This window comes from Tatumella sp. JGM130 (assembly GCF_018257525.1).
Classification (GTDB): domain Bacteria; phylum Pseudomonadota; class Gammaproteobacteria; order Enterobacterales; family Enterobacteriaceae; genus Tatumella; species Tatumella punctata.
Window position 1 is genome coordinate 1 of sequence record NZ_JAERJS010000028.1, and the last position, 16754, is coordinate 16754.

At 49.9% G+C, this 16754-nt stretch carries 12 protein-coding genes and 1 pseudogene; 8 read left to right on the plus strand and 5 right to left on the minus strand.

Going from position 1 to position 16754, the window contains the following annotated elements:
* The 5 genes from JK211_RS12735 to JK211_RS12755 form a co-directional block, all read left to right on the plus strand.
* A partial coding sequence (locus JK211_RS12735) for a glycosyltransferase (RefSeq protein WP_212709049.1) occupies positions 1-1126 on the plus strand: 1126 nt, incomplete at its 5' end.
* Positions 1127-1684: 558 nt separating this feature from the next.
* A complete protein-coding gene (nifJ, locus tag JK211_RS12740) occupies positions 1685-5194 on the plus strand; it encodes a pyruvate:ferredoxin (flavodoxin) oxidoreductase (protein ID WP_212709050.1) in 3510 nt (1169 codons plus the stop codon).
* Positions 5195-5636: 442 nt separating this feature from the next.
* Positions 5637-6041, plus strand: a complete 405-nt coding sequence (gene bamE / locus JK211_RS12745) for an outer membrane protein assembly factor BamE (RefSeq protein ID WP_212709051.1) — start codon at positions 5637-5639, stop codon at positions 6039-6041.
* Positions 6042-6043: 2 nt separating this feature from the next.
* Positions 6044-6409 (plus strand): hypothetical protein, encoded by a 366-nt coding sequence (locus JK211_RS12750; RefSeq protein WP_212709052.1) that lies wholly within the window; start codon positions 6044-6046, stop codon positions 6407-6409.
* Positions 6410-6443: 34 nt separating this feature from the next.
* Complete coding sequence (locus tag JK211_RS12755) at positions 6444-6953, plus strand: hypothetical protein (RefSeq protein ID WP_212709053.1); 510 nt, start codon at positions 6444-6446, stop codon at positions 6951-6953.
* Positions 6954-7156: 203 nt separating this feature from the next.
* Here JK211_RS12755 and JK211_RS12760 read toward each other — a convergent pair whose 3' ends face one another.
* The 3 genes from JK211_RS12760 to JK211_RS12770 are packed head-to-tail and all read right to left on the minus strand — an operon-like array spanning position 7157 to position 10045.
* Positions 7157-8452, minus strand: a complete 1296-nt coding sequence (locus tag JK211_RS12760; protein WP_212709054.1) for an FAD-binding oxidoreductase — start codon at positions 8450-8452, stop codon at positions 7157-7159.
* Between the two features lie 15 nt (positions 8453-8467).
* Positions 8468-8890 (minus strand): RidA family protein, encoded by a 423-nt coding sequence (locus JK211_RS12765; protein WP_212709055.1) that lies wholly within the window; start codon positions 8888-8890, stop codon positions 8468-8470.
* A 15-nt stretch (positions 8891-8905) separates the two neighbouring features.
* Positions 8906-10045, minus strand: a complete 1140-nt coding sequence (locus JK211_RS12770) for a tyramine oxidase subunit B (protein ID WP_212709056.1) — start codon at positions 10043-10045, stop codon at positions 8906-8908.
* A gap of 212 nt (positions 10046-10257) precedes the next feature.
* Between JK211_RS12770 and JK211_RS12775 the strand changes: the two genes are divergently transcribed.
* Entirely contained in the window at positions 10258-11088 is an 831-nt protein-coding gene (locus JK211_RS12775; protein ID WP_212709057.1) for a helix-turn-helix domain-containing protein, read from the plus strand.
* A gap of 147 nt (positions 11089-11235) precedes the next feature.
* A pseudogene (locus JK211_RS12780) lies at positions 11236-12584 on the plus strand (APC family permease).
* An 84-nt stretch (positions 12585-12668) separates the two neighbouring features.
* On the opposite strand, the gene JK211_RS12785 reads toward JK211_RS12780, so the two are convergent.
* Positions 12669-13583 (minus strand): LysR family transcriptional regulator, encoded by a 915-nt coding sequence (locus JK211_RS12785; RefSeq protein WP_212709058.1) that lies wholly within the window; start codon positions 13581-13583, stop codon positions 12669-12671.
* Positions 13584-13667: 84 nt separating this feature from the next.
* Between JK211_RS12785 and JK211_RS12790 the strand changes: the two genes are divergently transcribed.
* Entirely contained in the window at positions 13668-14147 is a 480-nt protein-coding gene (locus tag JK211_RS12790; RefSeq protein ID WP_212709059.1) for a GNAT family N-acetyltransferase, read from the plus strand.
* A 214-nt stretch (positions 14148-14361) separates the two neighbouring features.
* On the opposite strand, the gene JK211_RS12795 is transcribed toward JK211_RS12790, so the two are convergent.
* Positions 14362-16650 (minus strand): FdhF/YdeP family oxidoreductase, encoded by a 2289-nt coding sequence (locus JK211_RS12795; protein ID WP_212709060.1) that lies wholly within the window; start codon positions 16648-16650, stop codon positions 14362-14364.
* Between the last annotated feature and the right edge of the window lie 104 nt (positions 16651-16754).

The window sequence follows — 16754 nt, forward strand, 5'->3', positions numbered from 1 at the left end:
TTTGGCGATTGATCAGATCGCACAATCCGGGCTGAGTTCCCTTAAAGTGATCTACTATTTGGCGCAGCTATTTAGTGGAAGAGGCGGACTGGAAATCGTAGTTTCCCGGATAGCGAGTATCCTTCATCAAAAAAAAGGACATATAGTTAAATTCGCACTTTTCGATGATTCCGGAACTGGCATAAAAAATACAGACTGGCTGGATGGACAGGATTTTATTATAATAAAAAATAACTCCGGAAATAAAAAAATACAGAGATTAGTTAACGCATATAAATTATCCCGAGAAATTATAAAATACAATCCGGATATAATTGTATCAATCTGCCCGCTTGCATGTTTTATATCGAAGTATGCAAGTTTATTCTCAATAAAACATGCAAAGGTAAAAATAATATCATGGATGCATACACCGCCAGAAATTGCCTATAAGAAAAAATACTTAACGCTTGCTGACTTTCATCTTGCAATTTGCGATGGAATAAAGAAACAATTGGTTGCCATTGGTATAAATAAAGAAAAAGTAACTACTGTATACAATCCGGTAACACCAAGAGCTGAGTGTATAGAAAAAAACCATCAGGTACCTGAATTTATCTACGTAGGGCGATTACAATTTAATGACCAGAAAGTAATAAAAGAGTTACTTGATGCTGCATCTATAATAAACGGGAATTTCCATATCCATATAATAGGTGACGGAGATGACAGAGAGTTATGCCAGCAGTATTCCCGAAAGATTGGTGTATGGGAAAAAATCACCTGGCATGGCTGGCAGGGAGACCCATGGGGTTATATTTTAAATGAGATTAAATTCGCAGACTCATTGATACTTCCCTCTAAATTTGAAGGGTTCCCTCTTGTTCTTTTAGAAGCTATGGCAATGGGAATAATGTGTATTGCGAGTGACTGCAGATGTGGTCCGGATGAGATCATTACAGATAACGAAAATGGGATGTTATATAGCATGGGGAATGCTGAACACCTGGCATCAAAAATGCAAGCAGTTATAAACGGAGAATTTAAAAAAACGACCAGTGATATAAAATCAAGTGTCAGCAAATTTCATGATGATGTGGTCATAGAAAAAATAAATACGTTTTTAATTACACATTCAAAAAAATAACCCTGCGGCCCCTCCGGACACCGGATTTCTTTCCCCGCCACAGTGAGTGTCAGCCCGACGAAATAACCTGTAGGGGAAACCGGGCCTGGCTGGCGACGCAGCCCCGCAGGGGATCAATACAGGGGCTGTTGTGACCCGGGGGAACGGGCCGGAGATATATCCGTGGAATATCATTCAGGTAAGACCTCCGGTTGTCTTCAACTGTCAATAAACGCCACACTGTAAACCACCTCCCTTCCCGTTTCTCAGCAAAGCCATTAATCCGCAAAAATTTTTGTCAGATTGACGATCTATCTCAATAACAGTGCTGTTTACGGCGCTACACTGGGCAGCCAGGCCAGCTGTATCGCCGGGAACGGTAACCATCAGGATAACCGTGATGACTCTGATAGAGTGTATCCGCTGATATCACAGGAAAAAACACCGCTTTAGTTTTTTAATTTCCCTCTCTCCCGGCCCGGCAGAATCACGGACGGGACGAATAGCACTATTGAAAACATGGATTAATTACAGCGATGTAACATCCTGAAAACAATAATCCATTATTCCGGGTGAGCAATGATAACAACAGACGGTAACAGTGCGGTGGCTGAGGTCGCATTTAAGTGCAGCGAAATTATCGGGATCTACCCGATTACTCCCAGTTCTGCGATGGCCGAACAGGCAGATGCCTGGTCCGGTAAAGGAAAGCGTAACCTGTGGGGAGATGTCCCCACGGTTATCGAAATGCAATCAGAAGCCGGTGCGATAGCTGTAGTGCACGGCGCACTGCAAACCGGTGGTCTGGCCACTTCTTTTACCTCATCACAGGGGTTATTACTGATGATCCCCACCCTGTATAAACTGGGGGGACAGCTGATGCCTTTTGTACTGCATGTGGCGGCAAGGACCGTGGCAACCCATGCGTTGTCTATTTTCGGCGATCACTCCGATGTTATGGCTGTCAGGCAAACGGGCTGTGCGATGTTATGTGCAGGCAGTGTGCAGGAAGCTCAGGACTTTGCTGTTATTTCCCATGCGGCGACCCTGAAAAGTCGTGTCCCGTTTATCCATTTTTTCGATGGCTTCAGAACCTCTCATGAGCTGAATAAAATTGAGCCACTCAGCGATGAAACTATCCTGGCTATGCTGCCACAACAGGCGATTGATGACCATCGCTCCCGCGGCCTTACCCCTGAGCGACCGGTGATCCGCGGTACCTCAGCCAACCCGGATACCTATTTTCAGTCTCGCGAGGCTACCAATGTGTGGTACAACGCCGTCGACCAGCACGTTGAAGATACTATGCAACAATTTGCGGCCCTGACCGGCCGGCAATATGCCCCTTTCGATTATTATGGTCACCCGCAGGCTGAGCGGGTAATTATTATTATGGGATCTGCTGCAGGAACCTGTGAAGAAGTGACTGATCTGTTACTCAGCCGTGGTGAAAAGGTCGGTGTTCTGAAAGTCCGTTTATACCGGCCTTTCTCACCAGCCCGGTTGCTGGAGAAATTACCCCTCAGTGTGCGCAATATCGCCGTTCTTGACCGGACTAAAGAGCCCGGAGCTCCGGCCGAACCCCTTTGCCTCGATGTGATCAGTGCCGTGGCAGGGGCAGTCAGCAGCGGAGAAAGATCACACCTGCCACGTATTTCCGGCGGCCGTTACGGGTTATCTTCCAAAGAGTTTGATCCGCAATGTGCCCTCGCTGTCTTTGCTGAGCTGGCAAAGGAGATACCGAAACCCCGCTTCACCGTCGGTATCTATGATGATGTTACCCACCTGTCCCTGCCATTAGGTGATGACTGTCCGCCTTCCCTGGCAAGAATGGAAGCATTGTTCTACGGTCTGGGCAGCGACGGCAGTGTTTCTGCAACCAAAAATAATATCCGGATCATTGGTGAAAAGACCGACAGTTTTGCCCAGGGCTATTTTGTCTATGATTCCAAAAAAGCCGGGGGACTGACAGTTTCACACCTGCGGGTCAGCGACCACCCTGTCCGTTCTGCTTACCTGATAAAACAGGCGGATTTTGTCGGCTGCCATCAGCCACAATTTCTGGATAAATATCAGATGGCAGAGCAGCTGAAGCCAGGCGGTATTTTTCTGTTAAATACCCCCCATTCACCGGAAAATGTGTGGGCAACATTACCCCGGGAAGTACAGGCCGCACTTAATGAACGCAGGGCAAAGCTGTTTACGATTAATGCGACAAAAATAGCCAGGGAGTGCGGGCTGGGTACCAGAATTAATACGGTAATGCAGATGGCGTTTTTCAGTCTGACGCAGGTTATTCCGTTGTCACAGGCATGCCAGGCGCTGGAGCAGGCCGTTGAACGCAGTTACCGCAGCAAAGGCGATGAGCTGGCAGAAAGGAACTGGCAGGCACTGGCTGTCGCTCGTGAATCTTTGCATCCTGTCCCTTTGCAGCCGGTGACCCGTGACAGCAGGCCACGTCCGCCAGTGGTATCCGATGCCGCACCCGATTTCGTGAAAACAGTCACCGCCGCTATGCTGGCAGGGCTTGGCGATAAATTACCCGTGTCTGCTCTGCCGCCGGATGGCAGCTGGCCCGTCGGCACCACCCGCTGGGAAAAACGTAATATTGCCAGTGAGATCCCGGTCTGGAAAGCAGACCTCTGTACCCAGTGCAATCATTGCGTTGCTGCCTGTCCTCATGCTGCCATCCGCGCGAAAGTCGTCGACCCTGATGCGATGAGTGATGCCCCGTCATCTCTGCAATCTCTGGAGGTCAGGTCACGGGATATGCGCGGGAAAAAATATGTCCTGCAGGTGGCACCGGAAGACTGCACCGGCTGTAATTTATGTGTTGAAGTCTGCCCGGCCAGCGATCGGCAGCAACCGGAAATAAAAGCAATCAATATGCTTTCACACCTTGAGCATGTGGACGAAGAAAAAGTTAACTTTGATTTCTTCCTGCAGTTACCAGAGATGCGCAGTGAACAGCTGGAACGGATCGATATACGGACTTCGCAACTGCTGACCCCACTGATGGAATATTCAGGGGCCTGCTCCGGCTGCGGAGAAACACCTTATATTAAACTGCTGACCCAGCTTTGGGGCGACCGGTTATTGATTGCCAATGCTACCGGTTGTTCTTCTATTTACGGGGGGAACCTGCCATCTACGCCTTATACTACCGACCGTGAAGGCCGCGGGCCGGCCTGGGCTAACTCCCTGTTCGAAGATAATGCTGAATTCGGGCTGGGCTTCCGTCTGACCACCCGCCAGCGTAAAAACCGTATTCTGCGGTTACTTGATAGCTGCCGCAGCCTGATCCCTCCGTCCCTGTTCGCTGAATTACAGCAACCGGCGGAACCCTCACAGAAACGTCAGCAGATTGAAGCATTACGCCGGGTCCTTGAGTCAGAAGCACTGCCACAGGCAGCAGAACTCAGTCGTGATGCTGATGCTCTGGTCGATAAGTCAGTCTGGCTGATCGGCGGCGATGGCTGGGCCTATGATATCGGTTATGGCGGGCTCGACCATGTTCTGAGCACCGATGAAAACATCAATGTGCTGGTGCTTGATACCCAATGTTATTCAAATACCGGCGGGCAAGCCTCAAAAGCAACGCCTCTGGGAGCTGTGGCAGCGTTTGCCGAAAATGGCAAACGGAAAGCCCGTAAAGACCTGGGGGTCAATATAATGATGTACGGACACGTTTATGTGGCACAGATTTCGCTGGGTGCTCAGCTTAATCAGACCGTAAAAGCCATACAGGAGGCGGAAGCCTATCCGGGTCCGTCGCTGATCATTGCCTACAGTCCATGTGAGGAACACGGTTATGATCTGGCTCTGAGCCATGACCAGATGCGTCAGCTGACAGCCACCGGATTCTGGCCATTGTACCGTTTTGACCCGCGCAGAAATGGCACAGATAAACCGGCCCTCAGCCTGGACTCTCGCCCGCCGACGGATGCCCTGGCCGATGTGTTGGGTAATGAACAGCGTTTTAAACGACTTAACCGGCAGCAACCGGAGGTTGCCGCACAGTTGTGGAAAGAAGCCGCTGATGACTTACAAAAACGCTATGATTTTCTGGCATCGCTGGCAGGAAAATAATCCTCCGGATTTCCCTGCCACTCCCCGCCGCCCGGGATAAACAGCAGTACGGGAAATGACTACCATTGCATACAGCAGTTCGTCACCACGGGCTGCTGTATGGCTTGCTCTGGCAAAGTCCCGGTCACTGTATAACACTCCCCCCTGACGCAGCAGGATAACCAGACAGGCGGGCGGGCAGAGACAGCTCTTTCACCAGCATCGTAAATCCCTGCCACCGCAATAATGCATCAGAAAAAATGATCTTATTTTTTGATGAAAAACCAGATGAAATATTTTGCTACAAAAAAACCTATTCACAAAAAACAGGATAAGACAAAAAAGATAATAAAAATCAGCAACATAACACCAGAAATCATCCTGAAATAAAAAATACAAATAATTTACATATTTATATATCATCAGTCTCGCTAAATTATAAAGAATAACTTAAGGGTGACTAATGAAGAAGTATATTGCTGTTTCGGTTCTGGTACTGATGACTGCAGGCTGCGCACAGATGAATACGATGACGCAGGATCCAATCTCAACCAGTGACATTGCCGCTAAAATTAAAACCGGTAAAACAACCAGACAACAGGTTATAAATCTGCTAGGTAATCCGGACAGTGATAATATTGTGAATGGGCAGGAAACCCTGTCTTACACACTTTCTAATGACGTCGCTAAAGCCGGAAAAATGGCCAGCATGGCCAGTTCCGTTATGGCCTATATCCCGGGGGTTTCTGCCTATTCCGGTTATGCCTCCCAGGCATCTTCAGGGTCCGGCGCGCTGGGGCACTCCAAACAGGTTACTGTCACTCTTAAAAATGACAGAGTTTCCAGCTATTCCGTGACAGGCAGCTGACATTGAAAAAACTACTTATTACCGCTGTTCTGTTGCTGCCTGTTCCGGCATTGTCTTCAGTCACGGTCAGTAAAATGCAATTATGTACTGACCTTTATTCATTATATACCTCTGCTGAATTCCACAGCCTGCAAGGGATGCCGGAAGATGATTTTATCCGGCAATATCATCTGCAGGATGCTAAAGAAGATTATTCACCGGCATTTTATGACTTCGAGAAAAAACTGGTTGATAAAATTTTTGCTGAGCATAAAAAATCAGCGGATGACCAGTATGAAATGATGCGAAAATCAGCCAGAGATTCAAAGGTATATCTGGATAAATGTTACGATAATTTAAAAAATACCGATAATGTTATTTTTGACTAACCTCCGGACAGTTAACACAATATAAAGGCTACATATGAACGAGCAAAAATTATCAGTAAAATCCGCCATCGATAAACTGGCAGCTAAGATTGGTTATACCAACGTTATCTGTCTGCCGCTGTTATTTATCGGCTGGTTTATACTTTCCACTGCCACTGTAAATGTTGGTTTCGGCAGCAACCTGTCATTATCTTTATGGAAAATTACTGCCAGTGGTGGTGATATGTCCGGGTTTATGAATGGCGGTTCATCCTTCAGCTTTTACAGCCTGCTATTACTGATCGGTTTTTTCGGCCCGGTGTATCCTTTCTACTTTAAAGATATCCCGGCAAAGATTGGTAATGCTCTTCCATTAATTTTCATTCTGTTATTTCTGATTATCGCTTATATGAAAATTAAAGGGCTGGAGAGCGATATGAACGATGCTTTTGGCAGAAATTCAGGTATGGCACAGGACCTGTTCCGCACAATTCATCTCGGTGCGGGCTTTTATCTCGGTCTGATCGTGAGTATTTATCTGACCATTAAAGGCTTAAAAAAATAACAGCGGGCAGTTACAGGGGGAGCCGCTCCCCCTGTAATTATTCAACGGTCCGCGAGGATAGTGTTATTTTTCTTTTTTATACAGACCCGGAATAACTTTCCGTTATTATCCGTTTATCTGCCTGCATTAATCTCTGCGAATATAAATCCGCCCTTCTTATCTGCATATTCAGTACCAGACAGATTTTCTGTGCTGCCGGCAGTTTATAACAGCCGTTCAAAACGGTAGGGTGCAGGATCGACCAGTGGCTTGTCGCCGCAGATAAGATCTGCCGCCAGCTGACCGGCGGCGGGCGACGTACCAAACCCGTGGCCGGAGAACCCGGTCGCAAGTGTCAGGCCCGGTATACGGCTGACAGGACTAATCACCGGGGACGAGTCCGGCGTTACATCGATGGTGCCAGCCCACGACTGATCCACTGTTGCCTGTTCAAACACCGGCCATGCGGCACGCAGATTCTTCAGCGCTTCATTATTCAGCCGGGTATTCACTTGCGGGTCAAGGATACGCTGTTGTTCAAAGGGTGTAATCTGGTCATTACGCCAGTGCCGTGCCATTATCCAATCCTGCAAAAAGTGTCGTCCTAATCCGATCCGCAGGTTATCCCGGGCCTGGCGCAGTTGCGGCAGATAGCGGATCCCCAGCCGTAAATGGTCCCATGTCAGGGGGGCATCCAGTGCGCCTCGCTGGGTTATAATAAAACCGCCGCCATGATGCTTGCGGAATGAAAAGTCCGCGGCACCTACCGCGATCTCAGCAGGCCCTTCCATCGGCCGGGTACGCATAACCGAGCAGATTAACGGCAAGACCGGCAGATTTATCCCCGAATTTCCCAGAAAGCGGCGAGACCAGACTCCTGCCGCCAGTAACACCTGGTCACAACGGATCTCTCCCCGTTCGCTAATCACCCCGCTGACTTTTCCGTTAGTCGTCACCAGGCTACGTACCGCACACTGTTCGACAATCACAGCCCCTTTCGCTATCGCGGCTGCGGCAATTGCCGGCGCCGCCAGGGTCGGTTCTGCCCGTCCGTCCGACGGAGTATAAATGCCTCCCGCCCAGTGTGTGGTTCCGCCTGGCACCTGCCGGACAATATCTGACGAGGTAAGCAGCTGTGTATCAAGCCCGGCACCGGCAACACTGCGGTGCCATTGTTCATGGGCCGCCATCTGTTCATCATTGCGGGCCACAAACATGATACCTGACTGGCGGTAACCCGTATCATGCCCGGTACGGGCCGCCATGCCCGCCCAAAGCCGATCGGCTTCCCGTGCAAGGGGAATATCCTCTTTTGCTCTGCTGGTTTTGCGTATCCAGCCGAGGTTTCTCGATGACTGCTCTGCGGCGATGGCCCCCTTTTCCAGCACCACTACAGGTATCCCACGTTCTGCCAGAGTCAGTGCCGCTGTCAGGCCGATAATGCCTCCGCCGATAATGATCACGGTCGATTTATCGGGTATCTGTTCTGCGGTTTTAACCGGCATGATTACTGGTGCCATAGATTATCTCCTGTCTTAGTGCGGCAGGGTGATTTGCCGCACTTCCGCTGTTCCCGCACCACGATATGCCGTAACCTCAAGCTCAACCTTATACATCTCAGAACCGAGTGGCGGACAGGTAACGGTCGATGCCGGATTAATCCCGTGAAATTTCTCACCAATAATCGCCATTACTGTAGCAACATCCGCTGGTTGCTGGATAAAGACCCGTGAGCACACGACATCGCGCAGTGAGGCGCCCACCGCTGCCAGCGCAGTTTCAATATTGGCAAACACCTGCAGAGTCTGTTGCCGTAAATCTTCCGGTATTTGTCTTGTCACCGGATGCCGTCCGGCGGTGTTTGAAACGAAGATCCAGTTATCCAGCATCACCAAACGTGAGTAACTGGCTTTTTTTTCAAATTCAGAACCGGTAGTAAGTCTGGTTACAGTCGTCATAAGATATCCTGATAATTAAATAAGTTCGGGGGTTTCCCAAAGGTTAAGGGTTACGCCAATGCCTTTTGCTTTGGCATTGCGATAAACAACCGTTCCCCATGCAACATCCTCAACCGGCATTCCGCCGACAGACATGATGATAATTTCCTGATCACTGATACGGCCTCTGGCTTCACCGGCAACGATTTTTCCCATATCTTCAAGCTGATCAGCGGTCAGTGTCCCTTCCCTGAGCATATCCATAAAACGGACACCGATAATCGGGATCGTGTTATGGGCGGGTGCAGGCACTTCAGCGACCCAGGCTTTGTACAGGCCAGGATTGTCCAGAACTTTTCGGACATCCGGCTGTTCCATCGCCTGGTCGATATTGCACAGGGCAGGCATAGCCAGAAACGCACCCGCTTTTACCCACTCCCGTTTTACCAGCGGATAGGACGACGGGTCTCCGGTTTCTCCGGAGTTACAATAGCTGATGATGTCACTGCCCCTGACCAACTGTTCGAGAGTGTCCACCACTGTGACTGTGGTAATTTGCGGGTAGTTACTGGCGACCCAGCTCAGAAATCTGTCCAGGCTCTGTTGTCCGCGCCCTTTGACTTTCAGGGTATCAATCTGCGGGCATGCTGCCATAAACGCTGCCAGGGTCGTTTTCCCCATCACGCCGGGCCCCAGCAGACCAACCACTTTTGAGTCTTTTCGCGCCAGATACCTGGCTCCGACACCGGGGATAGCCCCGGTACGATAAGCCGATAGCAGATTAGCTGACATATGTGCCAGCGGAGCACCGGTATCAGCATCATTCAGCGTCATCATTAGAATAGAGCGCGGCAGGCCTTTTTCGCGATTAGCAATATTTGAACCGTACCATTTGACCCCTGAGGTACAAAAGTTGCCGCCCAGATAGGCAGGCATTGCCATCATACGGCGGTCTGCTGTGGGTTTCGGCATCGCGGGGAAAGGTGAATTTTCAGGAAAGGTTACCATTGCGCCATGAGAATCATTGTTTGGCCCTGCCATGCGATAATCACCGTGGTATAACAACCCGAACATCTCTTCCATAGTGTCAACACAGGCTGCCATATCTGTTACTCCGGCACGGATCATGTCCTGCTCGGATAAATAAATAAAATCCACTCTGGTTGAATCAGTCATTTTTTTCTCCCGGCCGGCAGCCTGTTCACAAACAATCAATACAGACACGGCAACAGACCAAATAGTGATCGGTTATCCTGTTGTCCGGTAATACAGACAGAAATAACCTGCCAGCCTGCCGGCTGTATTGAATATTTGCGACACGGTGAATAAATGCTGTGGCACAGGAATTGCTTTATTTATTTTTTTGACTGTCACAGGCAGGGGTTCTGATGCAATACAATAATGTCAATATCCATGGCCGTTTTCAGCCTGAGCAGCCATGGTTTGTACTGAATGCCGCCGGGCACTACACACTGCAGGGATCAGCTGATCCGGCAATATCCCACTTTTACAGTTTTGATCTTGCCCCGGGTGCCGAATTCACCCTGGCGGTCCCGGACGGATGTGTGGACATTGTTTTTGATTGTGATCCTGACAACCCCGGAGGCAGAGTCTGTGGTACGACTCTGCAGGCCCGCAGTGCAAATATGAAACACCGGCACCCTTATTTCGGGGTACGGTTTACGGCAGGTATTATTCCTGATTTTCTGGATATTGATGCCACGGATATTCCGGACCGTGAATTCAGTTTTACGGATGTGGTGCCGGGCGTACAGCAGGCTTGTGAACTGATTACTCAGGCCTGTGGTTTCAGCCGCAAAATCGCTTTATTCAATGCCTTTTTCGCCACGCGACTGGTGCGTAAATCATCGCCCCTGACAGCGCAACTGTTGCAAGTGATGGGCCAATATAAAGGTAACCTGCGAATTGACCAGCTGGAAATCCTGACCGGTTACACCTGCCGGACAATTCAACGCCAGTTCCGCCAGGATACGGGGCTATCCCCTAAAGCTTTTTGTAATATCTTACGCTGTCAGTCGGCATTAAACAGTATTCATGCCCGACAGAGCTTATCATTCAGTGAGCTTGCCTGTGATTTAGGGTTCAGTGACCAGTCACATTTTCTGCGGGAGTTTAAAAAGTCGGTCAGCACAACTCCGGGAGATTATCAGCGGAAAATTAGCGGCCAGGCATATACGCACCGTTTACGTTTTCATTGATCACCGAATCAGTGCAACCATGCACTGTCAGTCTGTCCGATTTATTCTATACGCTGACACTATCGCTGATAAATGATGCAGAAATATTCCGCGTCTCAGCTCAGTTTCACGGCGCGGGTTATTTCTCCCCGGACAGAGGTATAAGCGATGAACCATAATTCCGGCCTGCGTAAAAATACGTTAGGTTTATTTTCCCTGGTTTTTTTTGTTATCGCTGCCGCATCCCCCCTCACCGGGGTGGTGGGATTCCGGTATTTTATATTTTTTCATGCATCATCCTGATGTTATTTTCTGTCGGCTTTGTCACCATGAGCCGCCATATAAAAAACTCAGGGGCATTCTATACCTACATTTCTACCGGGCTCGGAAAAAACTGGGGAGCACCCGCCTCAGTACTGGCGCTGATAGCCTATATCTCGGTGCAGATTGCGGTTGTGGCAATGCTGGGATATTTCACACAACTCTTTCTGGAACAGCATTTAAATACCGATATCCCCTGGTGGCTACTGAGTATGATTTTTATCATTATCGTCTGGATGCTGAGTATAAAGCGGGTCGAAATCGGCGGTAAAATCCTTGGGGTATTAATGCTGGCAGAAGCAGGTATTGTATTACTGACAGATATTTGTCTGCTGGTCAAAAAAACAACCCCCTTCAGTTACCAGTCTTTTGAACCTGCCGTATTTTTACACGGTAATCTGGGGATCGCTTTTATTTTCACTATCGCCAGTTTTATTGGATTCGAGTCGACAGCAATTTATGCCGAAGAATGCAGGAATCCGGAAAAAACCGTGCCACGGGCAACTCTCTGTGCCCTGTTATTGATCACCGGTTTCTTTTGTTTTACCAGCTGGGCGCTGATTCAGGCTTATGGATTCGACCAGATTGTGGCTATCGCCAGTAAAGACCCGGGTAATTTTGTGTTTAATATTACCCGTCAGTATGTCGGTAACCTGGCTGTTGAAATTATGTCGGTACTGCTGATAACCAGTCTGTTTGCCGCCACCCTGGCATTTCACAATAATATTTCACGCTATCTGTTTAATATCAGCCGGGACGGACTTATCTGGAAAGAACTCTGTAAAACCCATCCGGATAACGGGACTCCGCACAATGCCAGTCATTTACACAGTGTGATTATGCTAATGCTGCTGGCGGGTATCGGCAGTACCGGTTTTGACCCGATGCTACAGATTTTTGCCGTTGGCTCTGCAATTGCCACCTTATGTATTCTGATACTTCAGTTAGGTGTCAGCTCTGCGGTCGTTTTATTTTTCCGCCGTATCCGCAGCAACCATCATCCTTTCACCATCTTATGGGCACCTGTGTTGTCATTTATCTGCATGGCCGCCACGATTGTATTAGTGATTAATAACCTGCAAACACTGAGTGGCAGCCACTCTTTGCTGGTATCCCTGATCCCCTGGATTATTCTGGTCTGTCTGGTGGTGAGCTATTTTCTGTCAACCCGCAGAACAGTAAAAGTCCGGGGGTAGTTATCCCGGGTCTGCGGGAATCCTGCCCGCAGACATATACTGTTCCGCTAACCGCCGCCGGTTATCGTGACCTCAGGCCAGTGTTCAGGACTTTTCCATGGCGCATAACAAACGTTTCAGCCAGTCAGTAGCGTTCTTTTTACCACTGCGCTGGTGAGATAAAATTTTCACTGTAAAGGGAGGCGCATAAAACGGCAGTGGAAAGATCCTTATCCCCGCCGAGTGCAGGAACCGTTCTGCCGCACGACGCGGGATAGCCATCAGTAACTCGCTTTCTGCCACTATCCAGGGACCACTTAACATCGATGGTGTTTTTATGGCTATCTGTCGCTGGTGCCCCAGTCGGGCTAATTGCCGGTCAAGCACACTCTGCCGTTCGTTCCACGGGGTTACCACCAGATGGCGGGCTGACAGATACTCATTCAGTGTCAGTGAATCACGTTGCAAACGACTGATCACCACATACTCATCCTGTAGCCAGTCTATTTCCTGTACATCGGGATGAGCAGCCCCATCAGGTACACTGAAGCCAAGCGCCAGGTCGATTTCACCGGCCAGTAATTCATTTAATGCCAGCGAAGAGGATAAATAGCGTAAGTCGAAACTCAGTCCCGGCCCTTTCTGCTGCAGGGAGTTCATCAGTTGCGGAAAAACACTGGATGCCGTGTAATCCGTAATTCCTATGGTGAAGCACTCCTGACTGGTCAGTGGTTCAAACTCAGCCTGAGGGGCCAGCTGGTTATTCAGTTCTGCAAGTAGCGGGGCAATTGCCGGAGCCAGTCGCATGGCATATACGCTGGGTACCATCCGCTGCCCTTCCCGGTAAAACAACGGATCATTCAGGGCTTCCCGTAACCGCGAAAGGGCATGGCTGAGTGCCGAGTTACTGACTGCAAGTTCTGCCGCTGCCCGCCGGACCGAGCCATGACGGAAGATAGCATCCAGGGCCAGCAACAGGTTAAGGTCAAGACGGCGTAACACCGGATGCATAATATTCATCGTCTGCTGATTTCATTGCACTTAATTGTTCGGAGAATAACCCTTATGCTGTCTGCCTTCAATAAATGCCCATAAGGACCCTTTATGAACCTGAGTATCCGCCCGGCGAGGCCTGATGACAGCCAGATTATTTTTGATATGATCACCGAACTGGCTATTTATGAAAAAGCCCCTGAACAGGTAGTCACTTCCGCTACCGGAATTCGCGAGACACTGTTTGGTCCCGACAGTAAAACAGAAGCACTGATTGCAGAAGCTGAAGGGAATGTTATCGGCTACGCTGTCTTTTTTACCAGCTATTCTACATGGTTAGGCCGTAACGGCATTTATCTGGAAGACCTGTATATCTCTCCGGTATCACGCGGCCAGGGGGCAGGAAAAGCCCTGATTAAGCATATTGCCGGGCTGGCTGTTCAGCGTCAGTGCGGGCGGCTGGAATGGAGCGTTCTCGACTGGAATACGCCGGCAATCGCATTTTATCAAAGCATCGGCGCCCTGCCACAGGAGGAATGGGTCCGTTACCGCCTGGACGGCGAGGCTTTGAAAGACTTTGCCGGATACTGAGAAGCGAGGGCTACTGACAGGACCGGGAGACTTTCTTCCCGGCCCACCGGACGGAGCATCAGCCCTTGTCATTCTGCCTGTGCTATAAGTGCATTCTTTGCCCGGCTGCAATTCGTCCGGCATTATCAGGCAAAAAATGGCTGATTATCATAAACGGCCGCGGAAACATGCCATCAGAGGATAAAAAAGACCCGCCACAATGCGGGCCTGAGGTTCAGGCACTGTGGCGGATTTGTTTGGTACGGAGAGTGACGCGTACCGGGACCGATTTATATGACGGGGTACCACTTTGCGGGTCATTATAGTCAAGCGGGACTAACACGTTCGCTTCCGGATAGTAGGCTCCGACCGAGCCGGCCGAGATGTTATAAGCGATAACCGTTATACCTTCCAGCCGCAATTGTCTGCCGGGAAGTGCTGTTTCGATATCAACCACATCGCCGTGCTCGAGACCCAGCCGGTCAAGGTCACTGTCATTCATAAACAAAATATCCCGCCGTCCGAACACTCCGCGATAACGATCATCCAGGGCATAGATGGTGGTATTGTACTGGTCATGACTGCGCAGTGTGATCAGCCTGAGTATATCACTGCCCTCTGCACTGGCATTTTCCTCTACCCCGCCGAACACAGAAAACTCCGCTTTACCCGATGCCGTCGGCCAGCGCCGTTCAACCGGAGGCAACGGCATTCTGAACCCGCCCGGCTGACGGATCCGCTGATTATAATCATCAAAACCGGGGATAGTTTTTTCGATACGATCACGGATCCGATCATAGTCAGCCACCAGCTCAGCCCAGGGGACCCGGCTATCCGGTAGTGTGGCTGCAGCCATTGCTGCCACAATCGCGGGTTCGGAACGCAGCATAGCCGAGGCCGGTTTCAGCTTACCGGAGGAGGCATGCACCATCGACATCGAGTCTTCGACAGTCACTGACTGTTTACCTGTCGCCTGTATGTCCAGCTCGGTTCTGCCCAGGCAGGGTAAAATAAAGGTCTGCCGTGCAACCAGTAAATGGCTGCGGTTCAGTTTGGTGCCGATATGCACGCTCAGGTCCAGCCCTTTCATCGCCGGGAAACAGGCCTGCGGGTCGGGCAGCGCCACAGCAAAATTGCCCCCGAGACAGATTAATGCCCGGGCACTGCCGTCCACCATTGACTGCATTGCCTGTACTGCATCGTGCCCATGCTGACGGGGAGGAACAAAACCAAATTCAGCCTCCAGCCGGGCCAGAAAATCCGCAGATGGTTTTTCGGTAATCCCTACAGTCCGGTTTCCCTGTACATTAGAATGCCCGCGTAACGGACAAATGCCTGCCCCCGGTTTACCAATATTACCTTTCATCAGTAACAAATCAGCAATCAGCCGTACATTCTGCGTGCCTTTGTTATGCTGGGTAATACCCATTCCGTAAGTAATAATAGTGGCATCAGATTTCTGATAAGCGGCGGCAACAGTTTCCAAATCATTGCGGCTCAGACCACTTTCCTGTTCAATGTCCTGCCATTCTGTCGCCTGTATATCATGACTGAATAAGCTAAAATCGCGGGTATGTGTAGCAATAAACTCATGGTCCAGCACCCCGCCGCTATTCGCTTCCTTTTCCAGTAAAGCCTTAGCAATACCTTTCAGGGCAGCGGCATCGCCGCCGGCTTTCACCTGATAATATCCGGAGGCAATCTGCGTCGACCCGTAGGTTGCCATTTCGCCAACATTCTGTGGATCAGCAAAACGTTCCAGTGCCCTTTCCCGTAACGGATTAAATACAATCACCGGCACATTACGGCGTGAAAGTTCATGCAGGGTTCCCATCATCCGCGGATGATTGGTGCCAGGATTATGGCCGATAGAGATCACCAGTTCGGTGTGTTCGAAATCCTCCAGCGAAACAGTGCCTTTACCGATTCCGATAGAGCGAGGAAGACCCACACTGGTCGCCTCATGACACATATTTGAACAGTCGGGAAAGTTATTGGTGCCGTATTCGCGGGCAAATAGCTGAAACAGATAGGCGGCTTCGTTAGAAGCGCGTCCCGAGGTGTAGAACTCCGTCTGCGATGGCGACAGACCCCGCAAAACTTCAGCGATTTGTTGTAACGCCAGTTGCCAGCTGACAGGCTGTAGCGTATCACTGGCAGGATCATAGGCCAGCGGTGTCGTCAGACGGCCGTAATTTTCCAGTTCATAGTCCGATTTTTCCAGTAATGAGGTCACCGTATTTTCCGCCAGAAATCCGGCGGTCAGCCGTTTACTGGTCGCTTCCCAGGTCACTGCTTTGGCGCCATTTTCACAAAACTGAAAGGTTGAATGATGATCTTTGTCAGGCCAGGCACAGCCCGGGCAGTCAAAACCGTCCGGCTGGTTGGTCCGTAGCAGAGTCGGGGGTGCATTCAGGATATCCATCTGAGTACGAACCGCGATAGCAGTAGCCTTCAGTGCTCCCCAGCCACCGGCAGGTCCATCATAAGGATGAATGCCGGGTACCGCACGTCTTTTGCCCATTTTCGTTGTCTCCGATAGCGCACAGTGCAGATAATGTCCTGCGGATAATTATCTTAAAGCGTAGCAGAGTAATGGTAACGGACAGGCTGGCGGACATGTATTGT

What these genes read in the sequence shown, in the direction of transcription:
- nifJ (WP_212709050.1), top strand. Translation starts at nt 1,685, where the DNA reads ATGATAACAACAGACGGTAACAGTGCGGTGGCTGAGGTCGCATTTAAG.
- bamE (WP_212709051.1), top strand. Translation starts at nt 5,637, where the DNA reads ATGAAGAAGTATATTGCTGTTTCGGTTCTGGTACTGATGACTGCAGGC.
- JK211_RS12755 (WP_212709053.1), top strand. Translation starts at nt 6,444, where the DNA reads ATGAACGAGCAAAAATTATCAGTAAAATCCGCCATCGATAAACTGGCA.
- JK211_RS12760 (WP_212709054.1), bottom strand. Translation starts at nt 8,452, where the DNA reads ATGGCACCAGTAATCATGCCGGTTAAAACCGCAGAACAGATACCCGAT.
- JK211_RS12765 (WP_212709055.1), bottom strand. Translation starts at nt 8,890, where the DNA reads ATGACGACTGTAACCAGACTTACTACCGGTTCTGAATTTGAAAAAAAA.
- JK211_RS12770 (WP_212709056.1), bottom strand. Translation starts at nt 10,045, where the DNA reads ATGACTGATTCAACCAGAGTGGATTTTATTTATTTATCCGAGCAGGAC.
- JK211_RS12775 (WP_212709057.1), top strand. Translation starts at nt 10,258, where the DNA reads ATGCAATACAATAATGTCAATATCCATGGCCGTTTTCAGCCTGAGCAG.
- JK211_RS12785 (WP_212709058.1), bottom strand. Translation starts at nt 13,583, where the DNA reads ATGAATATTATGCATCCGGTGTTACGCCGTCTTGACCTTAACCTGTTG.
- JK211_RS12790 (WP_212709059.1), top strand. Translation starts at nt 13,668, where the DNA reads ATGAACCTGAGTATCCGCCCGGCGAGGCCTGATGACAGCCAGATTATT.
- JK211_RS12795 (WP_212709060.1), bottom strand. Translation starts at nt 16,650, where the DNA reads ATGGGCAAAAGACGTGCGGTACCCGGCATTCATCCTTATGATGGACCT.